19 protein-coding genes are annotated in these 17,404 nt (G+C 65.2%); 3 read left to right on the plus strand and 16 right to left on the minus strand.

The window, feature by feature from the left end; all coding sequences use genetic code 11:
- Positions 1-27: 27 nt before the first annotated feature.
- From BLQ85_RS03795 to BLQ85_RS03805, 3 genes are all read right to left on the minus strand, one after another.
- The gene (locus BLQ85_RS03795; protein ID WP_083336727.1) at positions 28-1,302 is read right to left on the minus strand and encodes an aKG-HExxH-type peptide beta-hydroxylase; all 1,275 of its coding nucleotides are present in this window, start codon (positions 1,300-1,302) and stop codon (positions 28-30) included.
- Positions 1,253-2,449 carry a radical SAM protein gene (locus BLQ85_RS03800; protein WP_074574902.1) on the minus strand — a complete coding sequence of 399 codons (1,197 nt, stop codon included), beginning with the start codon at positions 2,447-2,449 and terminating at the stop codon, positions 1,253-1,255. The genes BLQ85_RS03795 and BLQ85_RS03800 overlap by 50 nt, the downstream gene beginning before the upstream one ends.
- 80 nt (positions 2,450-2,529) lie before the next feature.
- Positions 2,530-2,724 (minus strand): hypothetical protein, encoded by a 195-nt coding sequence (locus BLQ85_RS03805; protein ID WP_074574904.1) that lies wholly within the window; start codon positions 2,722-2,724, stop codon positions 2,530-2,532.
- 343 nt (positions 2,725-3,067) lie between these two features.
- Here BLQ85_RS03805 and BLQ85_RS03810 point away from each other — a divergent pair, with 343 nt between their 5' ends.
- Positions 3,068-3,397, plus strand: coding sequence for a hypothetical protein (locus BLQ85_RS03810; RefSeq protein ID WP_074574906.1), 330 nt, complete (start codon positions 3,068-3,070; stop codon positions 3,395-3,397).
- A 15-nt stretch (positions 3,398-3,412) separates the two neighbouring features.
- On the opposite strand, the gene dnaB is transcribed toward BLQ85_RS03810, so the two are convergent.
- The 10 genes from dnaB to ppsA form a co-directional block, all read right to left on the minus strand.
- Positions 3,413-4,825 carry a replicative DNA helicase gene (dnaB, locus tag BLQ85_RS03815; RefSeq protein ID WP_074574908.1) on the minus strand — a complete coding sequence of 471 codons (1,413 nt, stop codon included), beginning with the start codon at positions 4,823-4,825 and terminating at the stop codon, positions 3,413-3,415.
- 181 nt (positions 4,826-5,006) lie between these two features.
- Positions 5,007-5,459 (minus strand): 50S ribosomal protein L9, encoded by a 453-nt coding sequence (gene rplI / locus BLQ85_RS03820; RefSeq protein WP_007871075.1) that lies wholly within the window; start codon positions 5,457-5,459, stop codon positions 5,007-5,009.
- A gap of 11 nt (positions 5,460-5,470) precedes the next feature.
- Entirely contained in the window at positions 5,471-5,755 is a 285-nt protein-coding gene (gene rpsR, locus BLQ85_RS03825) for a 30S ribosomal protein S18 (protein ID WP_007871078.1), read from the minus strand.
- 10 nt (positions 5,756-5,765) lie between these two features.
- Positions 5,766-6,074 carry a primosomal replication protein N gene (priB, locus tag BLQ85_RS03830; RefSeq protein WP_074574910.1) on the minus strand — a complete coding sequence of 103 codons (309 nt, stop codon included), beginning with the start codon at positions 6,072-6,074 and terminating at the stop codon, positions 5,766-5,768.
- A gap of 60 nt (positions 6,075-6,134) precedes the next feature.
- Entirely contained in the window at positions 6,135-6,500 is a 366-nt protein-coding gene (rpsF, locus tag BLQ85_RS03835) for a 30S ribosomal protein S6 (protein ID WP_007871089.1), read from the minus strand.
- Between the two features lie 309 nt (positions 6,501-6,809).
- Complete coding sequence (locus BLQ85_RS03840; protein WP_074574912.1) at positions 6,810-8,918, minus strand: sodium:solute symporter family protein; 2,109 nt, start codon at positions 8,916-8,918, stop codon at positions 6,810-6,812.
- The gene (locus tag BLQ85_RS03845; RefSeq protein ID WP_074574915.1) at positions 8,919-9,176 is read right to left on the minus strand and encodes a DUF4212 domain-containing protein; all 258 of its coding nucleotides are present in this window, start codon (positions 9,174-9,176) and stop codon (positions 8,919-8,921) included.
- Positions 9,163-9,786 carry a tetratricopeptide repeat protein gene (locus tag BLQ85_RS03850; protein ID WP_074574918.1) on the minus strand — a complete coding sequence of 208 codons (624 nt, stop codon included), beginning with the start codon at positions 9,784-9,786 and terminating at the stop codon, positions 9,163-9,165. The genes BLQ85_RS03845 and BLQ85_RS03850 overlap by 14 nt, the downstream gene beginning before the upstream one ends.
- On the minus strand, positions 9,783-10,079 hold the full coding sequence (locus BLQ85_RS03855; protein WP_074574921.1) for a hypothetical protein: 297 nt from the start codon (positions 10,077-10,079) through the stop codon (positions 9,783-9,785). The genes BLQ85_RS03850 and BLQ85_RS03855 overlap by 4 nt, the downstream gene beginning before the upstream one ends.
- A gap of 118 nt (positions 10,080-10,197) precedes the next feature.
- Positions 10,198-12,597 (minus strand): phosphoenolpyruvate synthase, encoded by a 2,400-nt coding sequence (gene ppsA / locus BLQ85_RS03860; RefSeq protein WP_007871101.1) that lies wholly within the window; start codon positions 12,595-12,597, stop codon positions 10,198-10,200.
- Positions 12,598-12,784: 187 nt separating this feature from the next.
- Between ppsA and BLQ85_RS03865 the strand changes: the two genes are divergently transcribed.
- Positions 12,785-13,606, plus strand: coding sequence for a posphoenolpyruvate synthetase regulatory kinase/phosphorylase PpsR (locus BLQ85_RS03865; RefSeq protein ID WP_074574924.1), 822 nt, complete (start codon positions 12,785-12,787; stop codon positions 13,604-13,606).
- A 108-nt stretch (positions 13,607-13,714) separates the two neighbouring features.
- On the opposite strand, the gene BLQ85_RS03870 is transcribed toward BLQ85_RS03865, so the two are convergent.
- Entirely contained in the window at positions 13,715-14,698 is a 984-nt protein-coding gene (locus tag BLQ85_RS03870) for a GlxA family transcriptional regulator (protein WP_074574926.1), read from the minus strand.
- A gap of 93 nt (positions 14,699-14,791) precedes the next feature.
- Between BLQ85_RS03870 and BLQ85_RS03875 the strand changes: the two genes are divergently transcribed.
- A complete protein-coding gene (locus BLQ85_RS03875; protein ID WP_074574928.1) occupies positions 14,792-15,643 on the plus strand; it encodes a dienelactone hydrolase family protein in 852 nt (283 codons plus the stop codon).
- Here the strand turns inward: BLQ85_RS03875 and modC are convergent.
- Positions 15,618-16,706 carry a molybdenum ABC transporter ATP-binding protein gene (gene modC, locus BLQ85_RS03880; protein WP_074574930.1) on the minus strand — a complete coding sequence of 363 codons (1,089 nt, stop codon included), beginning with the start codon at positions 16,704-16,706 and terminating at the stop codon, positions 15,618-15,620. The two genes, BLQ85_RS03875 and modC, sit on opposite strands and share 26 nt — an antisense overlap.
- Positions 16,703-17,395 (minus strand): molybdate ABC transporter permease subunit, encoded by a 693-nt coding sequence (gene modB, locus BLQ85_RS03885; RefSeq protein ID WP_074574931.1) that lies wholly within the window; start codon positions 17,393-17,395, stop codon positions 16,703-16,705. Before modB ends, modC begins: the two co-directional genes overlap by 4 nt.
- Between the last annotated feature and the right edge of the window lie 9 nt (positions 17,396-17,404).

A 17,404-nucleotide genomic window follows, 5' to 3' on the forward strand; every position in this document is an offset into this window, starting at 1 on the left:
TCTCCGAGCCTCTCCCGGGCCGGCGCTTCAGCTGTCCTGCAAGGCGGACTCAGCCCAGTGCAAAAAGCCCTGGCCTGCCGCGGTAAAACGTGCGTGCGCGCGCAGCAGTTCGAAACCTTCACGCGCCTGCGTCCGCAATTCGTCCAGGCGGGTGGTGGCATCTCGCCGCAGCGTGGCATCGAGGCGATGGTCCTGCAGGTAGCGGACCAGCGCCATGACGCAGTGCAGGTGCACATAAACCCCCTCGAAGATCCCGACCACCGGGCGTGGGTCGGTGCGCCACCCGACCGGAAAACGCGCGCCAGTCTGCACGGGCTGCAGCAGCGGGACGGCTTCCTCGATATAACGCAGCTTCACGTGGCTGTGCTCGTGGACCAAGCTTTCCAGGGTGCGCAAGATCGTGGACGGGTGTATCCATGCCGCCCCCTGCATGGAGGAAATCGTGAACCCTTCCATCTGCCAGCCCGGCGGCGGCAGGCGCGGCACCACCACGCGCATCATGCTGCGCCAGTCGTCATACTCCTCGGGCCAGGCCGACAGCAGGGCCTGCGCCGCTTCGATGATGGGGCGATGGCGGCCCTGCGGGTAGGAGCGTTCGCGCACGTCAGTTTCCTGTTCACGCACGGTGCTGCCGCGCTCGGGTGTGCGTGTCTCGTCAAGCGACACCCGCAAGCCCGGCAGATCGTTGCGGACCACGATGTGGGACCGCGGCAGCAGCGCCTGCGGCGCGACAAGACAGGTGCTCAAGGTCTGGCCACCGGCTGACGGCCGGCTCAGGTGGACCCAGGCGCCTTTACGCCGGCATAACCAGGCGCCGTCGGCATGGCCGGCCGGCAGTTCGACGCCGCCGGCGCAATCCCAGGTCTCGATGCGGCCGCCGCGTGACATCAACACCCTGCTGCGCGGCGACATCTCGGAAAGGCCCGGCATATAGTTGGCGACCGACGCGAGCAAGGGCTCAACAGCCGGCAGCGGCGCGCCCGCGATCAGCGCCCGCCCGGTCGCATGCAACCAGCGGCGGTACAAAGGGGAGGAACCGATGGCGATGCGCTCATGCGGCAGCAGGGCCTCCAGGTCGAGCACCGCCTGCTCCCAGTGTTCGCGATGCGCGGCCAGCGCCGGTGAAACCTGAACGATGTCGGCCAGAGCCAGAAAGTCGTCCAGGCGGCCCGCGGCGGATTCATGGACCAGGTTGGCCGTGATCACGGCGTCCGGCATCAAGGCCAGCTCGACAAAATCGGCGCACTGCAATTCAGGCTTGGCTGCCTGTGGCGGCGGCATTTTCCGGGTCACTGTGGGCATGGCTACCTCGCTGTTGAAGGGAAGATTCGATAAGGCCTAGCGCGGTGTCGAAAAAATACATCTGGTCCGCGCACAGCACGGACTCGCGCTGCGCGATGCCGTCTTTCGCGTCGCTGCGGCCGGGAAGGAAACCGCCGCCGCAGATCAGGCGGTGGCGGCAGCCCGAGCATTTCGCGGGAAGTTCGGCGCGCAAGTTGAGCAGCCGCGCGAACAGCGGGTCACCGGCCAGCGCGGCGATGCCGTCCATGGCTATGTGGAAAGACGTGCCGGCCGAGCCATCGCCGGCCACACGCAGGTAGTCGGGGTATTCGTAGCTGCCGTCGGTATTGACGACAAACATGTTGTAGCTGTCGTTCACCAGGGCATCGATATGGCCCAGCCCGCCCAGCGCGACATGAAGCAGGTTGTTGAAAAGCCGGATGGTGATGCCCGGATCGTCCAGCGCCCACCAGGCGCGGAACAGTTCGGCATACCAGGCGCCGTAGCGCGGCGCGGCGGCATAGGCACGCGACGCCCCCAGCGGCCACGGAGGATGGCGCCAGTTGAATTCGATGGGCCACAACACGTCGACCTTGGAAATCGGCAGGCTTCGCACCCAGGCGAGGAACTCCACCGGAGGCAGCGCAGGGTTGGCCACCGCCAGAAAACCGCCTATCAAACCGCCATCGCCGTCGGCGAGCATGCGCTCGACGTTGGCCATGACACGCGCATAGGTGCCGCGGCCGAGCTTGTCCACACGCGCGGCATCGTTCACTTCGAGCGGGCCGTCCAGGCTGACGCCCAGCGACACGCGGTGTTCGCGAAACAGGGAAAGCAATTGCGGCGCGATCGGCTGCACCAGGTTGGTTTGTATCGCGACGTCGAGGTTCCAGCCTTGTTCGCGGCGGCTAGCGATCTGCGAAAGCAGCTCGGCAAAGCTGGCATCGGGCCAGAGCATGGGTTCGCCGCCGTGCAAGACGATGGAAAAGGGTTCGGGCTCGCCCCGCGGATGGTAGTCGCAGATGCGGTCCAGCAGGCGCAAAGCGGTGGGCAAGGCCATGCGTGCCGGCATGCGCTCGAAAGTGCGGTCCGCCTGGTTGAACATGTAGCAGTAGCTGCAATCGATGTCGCACACCGCTGTCAGTTTGACGATGGCCGAACGAAACATGGGAATGGGCGAATAAGGGACCAGGGCCGGAACGGGGCGCGCGAAAAATCTTCACGCGCCCCGCGATGGCTAGCCGGCAGTTACCACTTCAGGCCGAACACGATGCTGATTGCCGCCGGATTAAAACCGGGCCGGCCCGCGAGCTGGGCAATGGCGGTTTCGAGGATGCGGCCTTCGACAACCTTCTGGTTGAGCGAATTCACGTCCCCTTTGAAATTGGACGACAGGTTGCGCGACAAGGTGTGGGCTTCCGCGTTATTCGAGGTGGTAGGCATAGGATTTTCCTTGTAGGTTGGTGAGTTGAAAAACTTCCACTTCAAGTGACGGCTCGGGTGCCCGCAAGACAACCGGACGGAGCAAACCTTGGATCCAGACGAACGCGGATCAACCTTGCCGTCCCGGCGGATGCTAGCCAGTCCAAGCGGCAAAGAACAGGCCAAAGCGAGCCGGATTCGGGAAATCCGACAAACATCTACCGCGCACAGACAATTCGCGCGAGCCTCCCAGGCGAACTCGAATACCTTCAACGTCCTCACAAGAGATCGGCAAACCGTCAGCGAAGTTTTCGAAGACGGGGAGAACGATGCCATCCGATACCAGAACAAGGGAGAAAGCCGTATGGATGAACGCCTGACGGTTCGCCTGCACAAAATCCTGAGGGCCCCCTGGGCCATTCCACCGGTAGAGCATTACCGCGTGATCGGAACCGTGCACCGCGGTATGGAGTTCGGTTTCCTGGCCATTGCGCGCAACGGCGCCTACCTGCAGGTCAATGGGTCTGTGGTTCAGCGGCTGAACCGCGGCGACGTCGATGCCGCCATCAGCAGCGCTGAGCAACTGTTCGCCGCCAGGCCCGTGCAAGCCTCGTCAGCGGGGAGTGTTGCGGGGCCGGTGACGGTCATACGCAAAAAAAGGCGCACACCCGCTGACACGGGTGTTGCGCCTTGAGGCCACCAGTGATCGTTAGAAGTCCCCTGACGCGCCGTGCGCCAGGCTCTCGAACTTGGTGATGCGGTTGATGAAGGCCAGCTTCACCGTACCCGTGGGGCCGTTACGCTGCTTGCTGATGATGACCTCGGCCACACCGGGCTCCTTGCAAGCCTCCTTGGTGTAGTACTCGTCGCGGTAGATGAACATGATGATGTCGGCGTCCTGCTCGATGGCGCCGGACTCGCGCAGGTCGCTCATCATGGGGCGCTTGTCGGTGCGCGACTCGACGCCGCGGCTGAGCTGCGACAGCGCGATGACCGGGCACTGCAGTTCCTTGGCCAGCATCTTCAGGCCGCGCGAGATTTCGCCGACGGCGGTGGCGCGGTTCTCTTCGGCCATGCCACCGGAGACGCTCATGAGCTGCAGGTAGTCGACCACGATCAGGCCCAGCTTGCCACACTGGCGGGCCAGGCGCCGCGCATTGGCACGCAGCTCGCTCACGGTCAGGCCCGGCGTTTCGTCGATGTGAAGCGAAACGGTGCGCAGCTTTTCGATCGCTTCGGTCAGGCGCGGCCACTCCTCGTCGGTCAGGGCGCCGGTGCGCAAATGGGTCTGGTCGATGCGGCCTATGGAGCCGACGATACGCACGGCGAGTTGGGAGGCGCCCATTTCCATGGAAAACACCGCCACCGGCAGGCCTTCGTTGAGCGCGACGTGTTCGGCGATGTTGATGGCCAGCGCGGTCTTGCCCATGGAGGGGCGCGCCGCCAGGACGATCAGGTCGCCGGCCTGCAGGCCCGACGTCATATGGTCAAAGTCCCTGAAGCCTGTGGGAACGCCGGTGACGTCCTGCGGGTTTTCGGCCATCTCGGTCACGCGGTCCAGCAGGCTCACGACCAGCGTGTCCATGCTCTGGAAGCCTTCCTTCATGCGCGAGCCCTGCTCGCCGATCTTGAAGATCTTCTGCTCGGCCTCGTCGAGGATGGTCGCGACGTCCTTGCCCTGCGGGTTGAAGGCGTTGGTGGCGATTTCGTCGGAGGCCGACACCAGCTTGCGCAGGATGGAGCGCTCGCGCACGATCTCGGCGTAGCGGCGGATATTGGCGGCGCTGGGCACGTACTGCGCCAGCGAATTGAGGTAGCTCAGGCCCCCTACTTCGTCGGCCTTGCCCTGGTTCTGCAGGTATTCGTAGACCGTGATGATGTCGGCCGGCTTGTTTGCGTTGATGAGCGCACCCACGGCGGCGAAGATCAGCTTGTGCTCGGAGCGGTAGAAATCCTCGTCGACCAGCAGGTCGCCCACCCGGTCCCAGGCGCCGTTGTCGAGCAACAGGCCGCCCAGCACGCTGGATTCACCCTCGATGGAATGCGGCGGAATGCGCAGCTGGGCGATCTGGCGGTCGGGGCTGTAGCCGGGATCGTCATAGGTGGAAAGTACGGCTGACATGGGTTTCCTTGGGAGAGGGTGAATGGTACGCCGTGGACGCAAAACACCGCGGGATAAGGCTGTGGATAACCGGGGGAAATCGGGTGGAAATGGACCGGGAGCTTGTGCATAGCCAGGGGATGCGGCCGGGCATGAAAAAAGCCGCTCGGCGAGCGGCTTTTTTCGTGAAGGGAAAAAGCGCTTAAGCGGTTTCGCCGTACACGGTCACGGTAATGTCCACAGCCACGTCGGTGTGCAGGGCCACGGTCACGGCATGGTCGCCGACGATCTTCAGCGGGCCGTTGGGCATACGGATTTGCGACTTCAGCACGGGGAAGCCCTGCTTGGTCAGCTCGGCCGAGATGTCGTGGTTGGTGACGGAGCCGAACAGGCGGCCGTCAACACCGGCTTTTTGCGTGAGCTTGACGGTGGTGCCGCTCAGCTTTTCGCCCTGGGCTTGCATTTCGGCCAGCTTGGCAGCCGCAGCCTTTTCGAGTTCGACGCGCTTGGCTTCGAATTCGGCCTTGTTGGCTTCCGTGGCGCGGCGTGCGCGGCCCGAAGGGATCAGGAAGTTGCGTGCGTAGCCGTCTTTGACCTTGACGATTTCGCCGAGGTTACCGAGGTTCACGACTTTGTCGAGCAGAATGATTTGCATGGTCGCGCTCCTTACAGGGTACGGTGCTGGTCGCTGTAAGGCAGCATCGCGAGAAAGCGAGCGCGCTTGACGGCGGTGTTGATCTGGCGCTGGAAAATCGCGCGCGTGCCGGTCAGGCGCGCGGGGATGATTTTTCCGTTTTCGGCAACGAAATCGCGCAGGGTGTCGATGTCCTTGTAGTCGATTTCTTCAACGCCAGCGGCTGTGAAGCGGCAAAAACGCTTGCGCTTGAACAGCAGGGATTGGGTATTGCGCTTGGGGCGCTTGTCTTTGTTGAAACGTTTTGGTCCGGCCATGATGGACTCCTTAAATGGGGTTCGGTACTTGCTCTACCTTGTGCAGAGCTTGAATATGGAAAACAACACCTTTGCTGGTGCGCGCATTGATGAGGAAACCGGTGAACCTGAAGGGCTGGCCTAAGGGTGACTTGGCTGATTGCTCAGCCAGCGCTCCGAAGGCAACCGCCCTGACCGTCAATTTGACCTGTCTGGTGACTCCGGCTTCGACAACTTCGGACTCGTGTTCGAGGACGAAATTGGCGGCAGGGATTCCAGCGGGCGTGTAGCGAAGAGGACTTGCCTCGGCGATACAGGCGGTCAGTTCAACGTGGTTCACTGCGGGCTTTTGCTCAATGGCAGCTGCGCGGCAGCGAGGCGTTCAACAGCATGGTGGCAATTAAGCCGCATACTCCTGCTGTTGGGCTTTACGGGCTTCTTCCCTCTCGACGTTGCGCATCATGAGGGATGGGCCGGTTTCGGCCTTTTTCTTGACCACGGTCAGGTGGCGCAGCACGGCATCGTTGAACTTGAACGCGTGTTCGATTTCTTCCATCACGGCCTGGCTGGCTTCGATGTTGATGCAGAGGTAGTGGGCTTTCGCGAGCTTCTGGATCAGGTACACCAGCTGGCGGCGGCCCCAGTCTTCAACACGGTGCACTTTTCCGCCGCCGGCGGTGATCATGCCCTTGTAACGTTCCAGCATGGCTGGGACTTGCTCGCTTTGATCCGGGTGGATCAGCAAGACGATCTCATAGTGACGCATAAACTCTCCTTGTGGTTGATGAAAGCTGCCCCAGCGTCGTTAAGGGTGCAGCAAGGCGAAGCCCAAGAGTATAGCACGCCCCCACGGTCTCTCACTTCGTGTGGCTCCCTGCCCCCGAGGGGGCCGCCCGCCTGTGGCCCGGCAAAGCCGGTTCCACGGCTCATGCTGGTGGAAAAAAGCCCCCACGTTCGCCCACTGCGTGTGGCTCTCTGCCCCCCGAGGGGGCGCCTGCGGCCTGGCAAAGCCAGTTCCGCGGCCCCTGCTGATGGGAATTAGCGCCTACCCCTGCCTTGTTACATTTCGGCGGCTCTAGAGCCGTTTCAGGTCCGGGTAGCGGATGTACTCGACCAGTTCCTGGATTTTTTGGCTGGGCGCCGGGGTGAGCAGGCTCACCAGCACCATTACGGCAAAACCCACGGGCACGCCGAACAGGCCGGCAGAAATCGGGTCTATGCCCCACCACAGCTGCACCGGCGAGCTGATGCCGAAGGTGGCGCGCAGCCAGGGCTGGTTGGTGAACATGTAGTAAGACGTCACGCCCAGGCCCGATACCATGCCCAGAACGGCGCCTATGCCGTTGGCGCGCTTCCAGAAGATGCCCAGGCTCAGCGCCGGGAAAAAGGAGGCGGCGGCGAAGGAAAACGCCGCCGACACCAGGAAAAGGATGTCCGCCGGCTTTTGCGCCGCCACATAGGCCGCCAGCAGGGCCACGATGAGCAGCAGGATCTTGGACACGGTGACCCGGCTCACGGTGGAGGCGTTGGGGTCGATCATCTTGTAATAAAGGTCGTGGCCCAGTGCGTTGGCGATCGTCAGCAGCAGGCCGTCGGCGGTCGACAGCGCGGCGGCCAGCCCGCCGGCCGCCACCAGGCCCGAAATGACATAAGGCAGGCCCGCCAGTTCGGGCGTGAGCAGCACGATGATGTCGCCGCCTATGGTCATTTCATTGAGCTGCAGGATGTTGTCGCGGTTGATGTCGGCCACCGACAGCAGGCTGGCGTCCACCCGGCTCCAGGCGCCGACCCAGGACGGCAGCTGGTCAAAGCGCGTGCCGACCAGCACGGTAAAGACTTCGTACTTCACCAGCACGGCCAGGGCTGGCGCCGTGAAATACAGCAAAAAGATGAAAAACAGCGACCAGGTGACCGACTGCCGCGCCTCGCGCACGCTGGGCACGGTGTAGTAGCGCATCAGGATGTGCGGCAAGGCGGCCGTGCCCACCATAAGGCAGAACACCAGGGCCAGGAAATTGCGGCGCGAGGTGTCGTAGGCCTCCTGCTCCCGGGGTGTTCCCTCGGGGTCGCCCGAGAACTGCGCCGCATGGGCGGGCATGCCGTTGAGCGGTTGGGTCTTGACCTCGGCCGCGGCTTTGGCCGCCGTCCAGGCCTTGACGGCCGCTGCCTCGTCCCTGGGCATGGCGGCCAGGGTCTTGGCTGCCGAGGTGATTTCAGCCACCGAGGCATTGCCGCCCTTGAGCTGCTCCATGCGTTTGGCAGCGGCCAGCTTGTCGGCGGCCAGCGCCTCGGCCGGGTGGGCCAGCTTGCCGGACAGCGCCTCGGAGCGCTGCCGAAACAGCTCGCGCACCTGCAGCTCCTTGGGATCCGCGGCCAGCTCCTTTTCCTTGGCGCTGACTTTCTCCAACTGGAAGCCGTAAACCAGCTGCGGCACCGGAACACCGGTCTGCTTGACCGACAGCCACACCACCGGGATCAGGTAGGCCACCACCAGGATGATGTACTGGGCCACCTGCGTCCAGGTCACGGCGCGCATGCCGCCCAGGAAGGAACACACCAGGATGCCGCCCAGGCCCAGGAAAATGCCCAACTCGAAGGCGATGCCGGTCAGGTAGGAGGTGATCAGGCCCACACCGTAAATCTGCGCGACCAGGTAGGTGAAGGAGCACAGGATGGCCGCTCCCACACCGAGCAGGCGCGGCAGCTTGCCATAGCGCTCTCCCAGGAAGTCGGGAATCGTGAACTGGCCGAATTTGCGCAGGTAAGGCGCCAGCACCAGCGCGACCAGGCAGTAGCCGCCGGTCCAGCCCATGATGAAGGCCAGGCCGCTGTAGCCCGTGAGGTAGAGCGTTCCGGCCAGGCCGATGAAGGAAGCGGCCGACATCCAGTCGGCGCCAGTGGCCATGCCGTTGTAGACCGCCGGCACGCGCCGACCCGCCACATAGTATTCGCCCGCGTCGGTGGTGCGGCTCATGATGCCTATGCCCGCGTACAGGCCTATGGTGGCCAGCAAAAAGGCCGTGCCTATCCATAGGCGCGGCAGGCCCATGCGCTCCAGGCCCGCGAGGATGAGCACAAACACCACGAGGCCCACGGTATACCAGCGGTAGACGCGGTTGAGCTGCGCCTTGAACTGCTGGCTGGACAGCAAAACCCCGTCGCGTGAACCGAAGAAGCCGGCCATCTAGTCCCCGTCCGCCACATCGTGTTCGATGTCGAGCCGGTTCATGTACCAGGCATAAAAGCCGATGATCAGGCAGTACACCAGCAAGGCGCCCTGCGCGCCCACCCAGAAGCTGAAAGGCCAGCCAAAGAACCGGAAATTCAGCGCGCGCGCGAAGTAGCTGACACCGAAGGTCACGCTGAACCAGACCAGCAGCAGCAAGGCTGTCACCGCGAGGTTTTTACGCCAGTAGCGGCGGTGGCTGTCAGCGGGCTGCATGGCCTGCCTCGCGGCTGGTTACCCTGCCCGCCTGCAGTGCGGTGGCGTTTTCACGTTCCAGTTGCGCGGCCACGCGCGGCTCGAAACGGCGCAGGTGGGCGATGACCTTGCGTGCCTTGCCCGGCTCGCCCAGCGCCAGCCAGACCTGCGCGAGCCGGTACCAGCCATATGGGCCCAGCGGCTGCAACGCGGTGTTGCGCTCCAGCGCCTGGGCGGCCTCCTGCCAGCGCTGCTGGTGGATGCGCACCAGCGCCAGGCCGTACCAGGCCCGGTCCAGGCGCGAGTCCAGCGCCAGCGCGCGCTCAAAGGCGGAGCCGGCCTCCTCATGGCGCCCGGCCTGCTGCAACACATAGCCCAGGTTGAACCATCCCGCGGCCTGCCGCGGCCAGGCGGTGGTCAGTTGCCGCAGGCTGTCAATGGCCTCCTGCGTGAGCTGCAGTTGCGCCTGCACATGGCCACGGCTGGCCAGGGCGTAAAGATCGGCAGGCCGCAGGCACAGCATCCGAGTGAACTTTGGCAAGGCAGCCGCGCGCTTGCCGGCCGCGAGCAGCAGCAAGGCCTGCGCTTTCAGGAAGTGGTACTGCAGGGCGGGTGCAAGCGGCAGGCTCATTTGCACAGCGCCACCCCGATTTCCAGGCAGATGCGGACTTTTGTGACGGCCGCCGCAAGCCAGACCAACGCCAGCACCAGGAAGGCCACCAAAGGCAGGTGGCGGTCCAGGACCACGGGTGGGGAAATCCAGCGCGCCGCCCTCACCCAGGGCCGGCCCAGCAGTTCCAGCAGGCGGTAAAACGGGTTGCCGCCGCGTCCGGCACCAGCCAGCATCCCCAGCACCCATTGGCCGACCAGCGCGAGCAGCGCAATTTCAGCAAGCAGTTTGGCGGTGGTGGCGACGGCAAGCATGGCTGATGACAGACAGGAAAGGCAGTGCCTCCGATTGTCATCGGAGGACTTGCCAATTGCTTACCGCGGGGGCGCCGGCCACCGGGGGTTTTCCCTCGGTGGGCGCGACGGGCCTGGCTCAGCCGGCCAGCTGTTTCCAGGTGTCCATCACCGTGTCGGGGTTCAGCGAGATCGAGCCTATGCCCTGCTCCTTGAGCCACAGGGCGAAGTCGGGATGGTCGCTGGGCCCCTGGCCGCAGATGCCGACGTATTTGTTGGCGCGCTTGCAGGCGGCGATGGCCTGGCTCAGCAGCGCCTTGACCGCCGGGTCGCGCTCGTCGAAGTCCTTGGCCAGGATGTCCAGGCCCGAGTCGCGGTCCAGGCCCAAGGTGAGCTGGGTCAGGTCGTTGGAGCCGATCGAGAAGCCGTCGAAGTACTCGAGGAACTGGTCGGCCAGCACCGCATTGCTGGGCACCTCGCACATCATGATGATCTTCAGGCCCTGCTCGCCGCGCTTGAGGCCGTGTTTGGCCAGCAGCTCGGTCACGGCCTTGGCCTGGCCCAGGGTGCGCACAAAGGGCACCATGACCTCGACATTGGTCAGGCCCATGTCGTTGCGCACGCGCTTGAGCGCTTCGCACTCCATCGCGAAGGCCTCGGCGAAGTCGGGGCTCAGGTAGCGTGCCGCGCCGCGGAAACCCAGCATGGGGTTTTCTTCCTCGGGCTCGTAGCGCGAGCCGCCGATCAGCTTGCGGTACTCATTGGACTTGAAGTCCGACAGGCGCACGATCACCGGCTTGGGCCAGAAGGCCGCGCCTATGGTGGCGATGCCTTCGGCCACTTTGTCGACGTAAAAAGCGCGCGGCGAGGCGTGGCCGCGGGCCACGCTTTCCACGGCTTTTTTCAGGTCGGCGTCGATATTGGGGTACTCGAGGATGGCCTTGGGGTGCACGCCGATGTTGTTGTTGATGATGAACTCCAGACGCGCCAGGCCCACGCCGTGGTTGGGCACCTGGCAGAAGTCGAAGGCCAGCTGCGGGTTGCCCACGTTCATCATGATCTTGAGGTCTATGGGCGGCATGGTGCCGCGCTGCACCTCGGTCACCTCGGTTTCGAGCAGGCCGTCATAAATGTTGCCGGTGTCGCCCTCGGCGCAGCTCACCGTCACCAGCATGCCGTCTTTCAGCGTCTCGGTGGCGTCGCCGCAGCCGACCACGGCCGGAATGCCCAGCTCGCGCGCGATGATGGCCGCGTGGCAGGTGCGCCCGCCGCGGTTGGTGACGATGGCGCTGGCGCGCTTCATCACCGGCTCCCAGTTCGGGTCGGTCATGTCGGTGACGAGGATGTCGCCGGCCTGCACCTGGTCCATGTCCTTGATGTCGTGCACGATGCGCACTGGGCCGGTGCCGATCTTCTGGCCGATCGCCCTGCCCTCGGCCAACACGGTGCCGGTGCCCTTGAGCTTGTAGCGCTGCTCGGCCTTGCCCTTGGCCTGGCTCTTCACCGTCTCGGGGCGCGCCTGCAGAATGTAGAGCAGGCCGTCGGTGCCGTCCTTGCCCCATTCGATGTCCATGGGGCGGCCGTAATGCGCCTCGATGATGAGCGCGTAGCGGGCCAGTTGCTCGACGTCGTCGTCGGTCAGCGAGTAGCGGTTGCGCAGTTCCGTCGGCACGTCGGTGGTCTTGACCAGTTTGCCGCCGGCTTTTTTCTCTTCCGGCGTGGCGAACTCCATCTGCAGCAGCTTGGAGCCCAGGTTGCGGCGGATCACGGCGCGCTTGCCGGCTTTGAGCATGGGCTTGTGCACATAGAACTCGTCGGGATTGACGGCGCCCTGCACCACGGTTTCGCCCAGGCCGTAGCTGGAGGTGATGAAAACCACGTCCTCAAAGCCGCTTTCGGTGTCTATGGTGAACATCACGCCGGCCGCGCCCTTGTCGCTGCGCACCATGCGCTGGATGCCGGCGGACAGCGCCACGTCGGAATGGGCAAAACCCTGGTGCACGCGGTAGCTGATGGCGCGGTCGTTGTAGAGCGAGGCGAACACCTCTTTCATCTTGTGCAGCACGTCCTCGATGCCGACCACATTCAAAAAAGTTTCCTGCTGGCCCGCGAAAGACGCGTCGGGCAGGTCCTCGGCCGTGGCCGAGGAGCGCACCGCAAAACTGGCCTGGGCATTGCCGGCGCTCAAAACGGCAAAACTGTCGCGCACGGCTTTTTCGAGGTCGGCCGGGAAAGGCTGGGCTTCGACCAGCGCGCGGATCTTGGCGCCGGCGTCGGCCAGGGCGCGCACGTCGTCGGTGTTGAGCGCGTCCAGCACGCCGTTGATTTTTTTGTCCAGCCCGTCGTGGGCCAGGAACACGCGAAAAGCGTGGGCCGTGGTGGCGAATCCGGTGGGCACCCGCACACCCTCGGGGCCAGTGGGCAGTTGCGAGATCATCTCGCCGAGGCTGGCATTCTTGCCGCCAACGGCCTCGACGTCTGTCATCCTCAGGTTTTCAAACGGTACGACCAGGGCGGTCGCCTCAAACAGCTTGGACATGAAAATACTCCGGGAGGTTTAAAAACCGGGGAATTCGCCATGCGCGGCAGGCAACCTTGTTGTTGTTCTAGGGGGTTGTGGCGGGGCATGGCGTGGCAAACTGGATAATTGGCCCAATTGTAGGGGCCTGCCGCCGGATGCGCCGCGTCAGGCTTTCACCCAGCTTTCAATCAGCCAAACACCCACCATGTCCCAACGCACCGTGTTTTTCATCTCCGACGGCACCGGCATCACCGCGGAAACCTTTGGTAACGCCATCCTGGCCCAGTTTGAATTCAAGCCGCGCCACGTCCGCCTGCCCTTTATCGACAGCGTGGACAAGGCCCACCAGGCGATACGGCAGATCAACCACACGGCCGAAGTCGAGGGCAAACGCCCCATCGTCTTCACCACGCTGGTCAACATGGAAATCCTGGCCGTCATCAAAACCCATTGCAACGGCATGCTGCTGGACATGTTCGGTATGTTCGTCGCGCCGCTGGAGGGTGAGCTGGGCATCAAGTCCAACCACCGCGTGGGCCGGTTTTCGGATGCCTCCAAGAGCAAGGAATACGACGACCGCATCGAGGCCATCAATTTTTCGCTGGCGCATGACGACGGCCAGAGCAACCGCGACCTGGAGAATTCGGACGTGATCCTGGTGGGCGTGAGCCGCAGCGGCAAGACGCCGACCTCACTCTACCTCGCCATGCAGTACGGCCTCAAGGCCTCCAATTACCCGCTGATTCCCGAAGATTTCGAGCGCCGGCAGCTGCCGCCGGCGCTGGTGCCGCACCGTAAAAAAATCTTCGGCCTGACCATCGCGCCGGAACGCCTGAGCCAGATCCGCAACGAACGCCGGCCCAACTCGAAATACGCGAGCCTGGAGAATTGCCGCGACGAAATCCACGAAGCCGAGGCCATGATGCGGCGCGAAGGCATACGCTGGCTCTCGACCACCACCAAGTCGATTGAAGAGATTTCGACCACCATTCTGCAGGAAATCCGGCCGGAACGGCTCGAATACTGAGCCGGGCGGGTAGTCGGCCGGCCCCTGACCGGTTCACGCGTCCAAGCAGCGGGCAGCGTCGATACGCAATTCCCGCAGCCCACAGGCCGAAATGAAACCCGCTGTTACTTACGGCGAACCAGCCTGCGTCCTGCGATAGCGGCTGGGATTGGCACCCGCCGACTTGCGCATCAGGCGCCTGAGCGCCGTCGCGTCCTCATAGCCGACCTGCCCGGCCACCTGTTCTATGCTCATGCGGCTGGACTCGATCAGCATGCGGGCGCGGTTGAGGCGTACGCTCTGCACCAGCGCCAGCGTGCTCTGGCCCGTGGCCTCGCGCACGCGCCGCGACAGGGTCCGCTGCGACATCGCGAACTCGCCGGCCAGCGCCTCTACGCTGGGCGGGTGCGGCAAGGCCGATTCGATGCGCGCCATCAGCCGGGCCACGAGTTCGTTGCCGTTGGAGAGCATGGCCGGCAGCACAAAAGGCGCCTGCGCCTGCCGCCCGTCTATCAGCAGGATGCGCCCCACCGCGTCGGCCAGCCCCGCGCCGAACTGCGTGCGCAGCAGGTGAAGCATCAAGTCGGTCTGCGCGAAAGCGGCGCCCGCCGTACTCACGGGGCCGTCGGCGCACACCATGCGGTCGGCATCCACGGTGCAGCGCGGCTCCAGGCGGCGCAGTTCGGCCGCCATCCACCAGGATGTCGTGGCGCGGCGCCCGGCCAGCAGGCCGGCCGCTTGCAGCAAAAACACCGCCGAGCAGGAGGCCGCGACGCGGCCGCCCCGCGCCGCGTGTGCGGTGACGGCCTGGATGGCGTGCTGTGCATCCACGCCCGCCAGCCCGGCCGCGACCGCCTGGGCGTTGTCCAGGCCCAGCCCCGGGATGATCCAGGTCGCCGTGTCGGCGCGCCAGCGCCTGGGCAGGGCCGTGGTGTCCAGGCGCATGCCGCTGCTCAGGGGCACGGCACCGCCGGAGGGCGACAGCACGCGCCAGCTAGGGCGCGCGAGCTTCAGGCGCGGCGCCAGCGTGGCCGCTGCTTGCAGCACGTCGAGCGTGACGGCCACGCTGGCCGCGAAAGAGCCGGGCAGGACCAGGACGGTGAAATCGGTCATTGACTGAAAAAGCCTTAAAGATGTCTAAACAGACACTCGCAGTTTAGCTGCCGGCCGCGTCCAATGCAGGCGTTCCCCCCAGAAAGCACGACCATGGCCCACTCCCCAGCCCCCGCACAGCGCAGCATGAATGAGGATGACCCGCTCGAAGACTTCACGGCCCGCGCCATCACGCTGGGCGGCGTGGCCAAAAAAGTCTACGTGGCCGGTTCGGGCCCGGCCGTGATCGTCATGACCGAAATGCCGGGCATCAGCCCGCAGGTCGCGCGTTTCAGCCGCTGGGTGCGCAACGCGGGTTTGACCGTTTACATGCCCTCACTGTTCGGCCGCGACGGCGCGGTGCCCGGCGCCGACGAAGGCGCGGCCGTTTTCCAGCGCGCCTGCGTCAGCGCCGAGTTCCGCGCGCTGCGCGCCAATGAGACCAGCCCGGTGACGCAGTGGCTGACGGCGCTCGCCAGGCTGGCGCACCGGGAATGCGGCGGGCCCGGCGTGGGCGCCATCGGCATGTGCTGGACCGGCAACTTCGCGCTCTCCATGATGCTGGAGCCCGCGGTGCTGGCACCTGTGCTGTCCCAGCCCTCGTTGCCGCTCAACGACCCGGCCGGCCTGGAGATATCGCCCGCCGACATCCAGGCGGTGCGCCGGCGGCTCGATAAAGAGAAGCTCACCGTGCTGGCCTATCGCTTCGAAGGCGACAAATTTTGCCGGGCCCAGCGCTTTGCGGCCTATGCCGAGGCCCTGGGCGACCGTTTTGTGGGCCGGGTGCTGCCGGACAGCGCCGCCAATACCGAGGTGCCGCCCTTCTTTGCCCGGCATGTGCCCACACCGCACAGCGTGGTGACGGCCCACCTGGTCGATGAGGCGGGCCAGCCCACGCTGGCGGCGCGCGACGAAATCCTGGCCTTTTTTGCCCAGCGCCTCAGCCCAGCACCGCCACGCCCTTGACCTGGGCGAACACGCGGCTGCCCGGCTGCAATCGCAGTGCCTGGGCCGATTTCTGCGTGATGCGGGCCAGCAGCGCGCTGCCGCCGGCGTCCAGGCCCACCATGAGCTGGCCCGGGCTGTCGGCCGCCAGGCCGGTGACGATGATCGGGAAGATGTTCTGCACGCTGGTACCCTCCTGGCGCGCCAGCGTGAGGCTCACGTCGCGCGCCTGGATGCGCACGCGCACGCGCTGGCCGACCTGCAGCGAAGGGTTGAGCAGGCTGATGCGGCCGCCGGGGAACTCGGCATGGCTCATGTGCCAGTCGGGCTCGACGGCGCTGACCACGGCGTCCAGCACCGCGGCTGCGGCATCGCCATGCGCCAGCGGCAAATCCAGTCGCGTCATCAGCTCGCGCGTGGGGCCCGAGGCCGTGACCCGGCCGGCATCCAGCAACACCAGGTGGTCGGCCAGCCGAGCGACCTCGTCGGGCGCGTGGCTGACGTAGAGTACTGGCATGTCGAGTTCGCCATGCAGGCGCTCCAGGTAGGGCAGGATTTCGGCCTTGCGGGCAAGGTCCAGCGAGGCCAGGGGCTCGTCCATCAGCAGCAGGCGCGGGCTGGTGACCAGCGCCCGGGCAATCGCCACGCGCTGGCGCTCGCCGCCCGAGAGCGTAGCGGGCATGCGCTGCATCAGCGCCTGCAGGCCCAGCAGCGCGATGGCTTGTTCGAGCGAAACGCGGCGCTGCGCCGGCGGCACACGGCGCAGGCCGAAGTCGAGGTTGCGGGCCACGTCCAGGTGCTCAAACAGGCTGGCCTCCTGGAACACATAACCCAAGGGGCGCCGGTGCACCGGCAAAAAGATGCCGGCGGCATCGTCCTGCCAGAGTTCGCCATTGACGAAGAGGTGGCCGCTGCCGGCGCGCTCCAGACCGGCGATGCAGCGCAGCAGGCTGGTCTTGCCGGAGCCCGAAGGGCCGAAGATGGCCGTGACCCCACGCCCCGGCACGGCCAGCGACACATCGAGCGAAAAGCCGGTGAATGCGCGGCGAAAGGATGCGGTGATGCCACCGCCCTCAGGCTTCATGCGCCCTGCCCTTTGCGCCGGCCCGGCTGCAGGGTGTTCAAGGTGTAGAGCGCCAGCAGCACCAGGAAGGAAAACACCAGCAGGCCGCCAGCCAGCCAGTGCGCCTGGCTGTATTCGAGCGCCTCCACATGGTCGTAGATCTGCACCGACATCACACGCGTCTTGCCGGGGATGTTGCCGCCCATCATGAGCACGATGCCAAACTCGCCCACCGTGTGCGCGAAGCCCATGACCGCGGCCGTCAGGTAGGCGGGCCGCGCCAGCGGCAGCACCACGCTGAAGAAAGTGTCCAGCGGCGAGGCCCGTAAGGTGGCGGCGGCTTCCAGCGGCCGCTCACCCAGGGCTTCAAAAGCGTTTTGCAGCGGCTGCACCACAAAAGGCATGGAATACAGGACCGAGCCGACCACCAAGCCGGCAAAGCTGAAAGGCAGCAGGCCCCAGCCCAGCGACTGCGTGAGCTGGCCAACCGGGCCGCTCGGGCCCATGAACACCAGCAGGTAAAAGCCCAGTACCACAGGCGGCAAGACCAGCGGCAAGGCCACCAGCGCGCCCACCGGCCCCTTGAGCCAGGAGCGCGTGCGCGCCAGCCACCAGGCCAGCGGCGTTCCGGCCAGCAGCAACACCAAAGTGGTGGTCGCCGCCAGCCGCAAGGTCAGCGCGAGTGCCTGCAGGCCTGCGGCATCCAGCATGGTCGGCCG

It is taken from the genome of Polaromonas sp. JS666 (assembly GCF_900103405.1).
Lineage (GTDB): Bacteria > Pseudomonadota > Gammaproteobacteria > Burkholderiales > Burkholderiaceae_C > Polaromonas.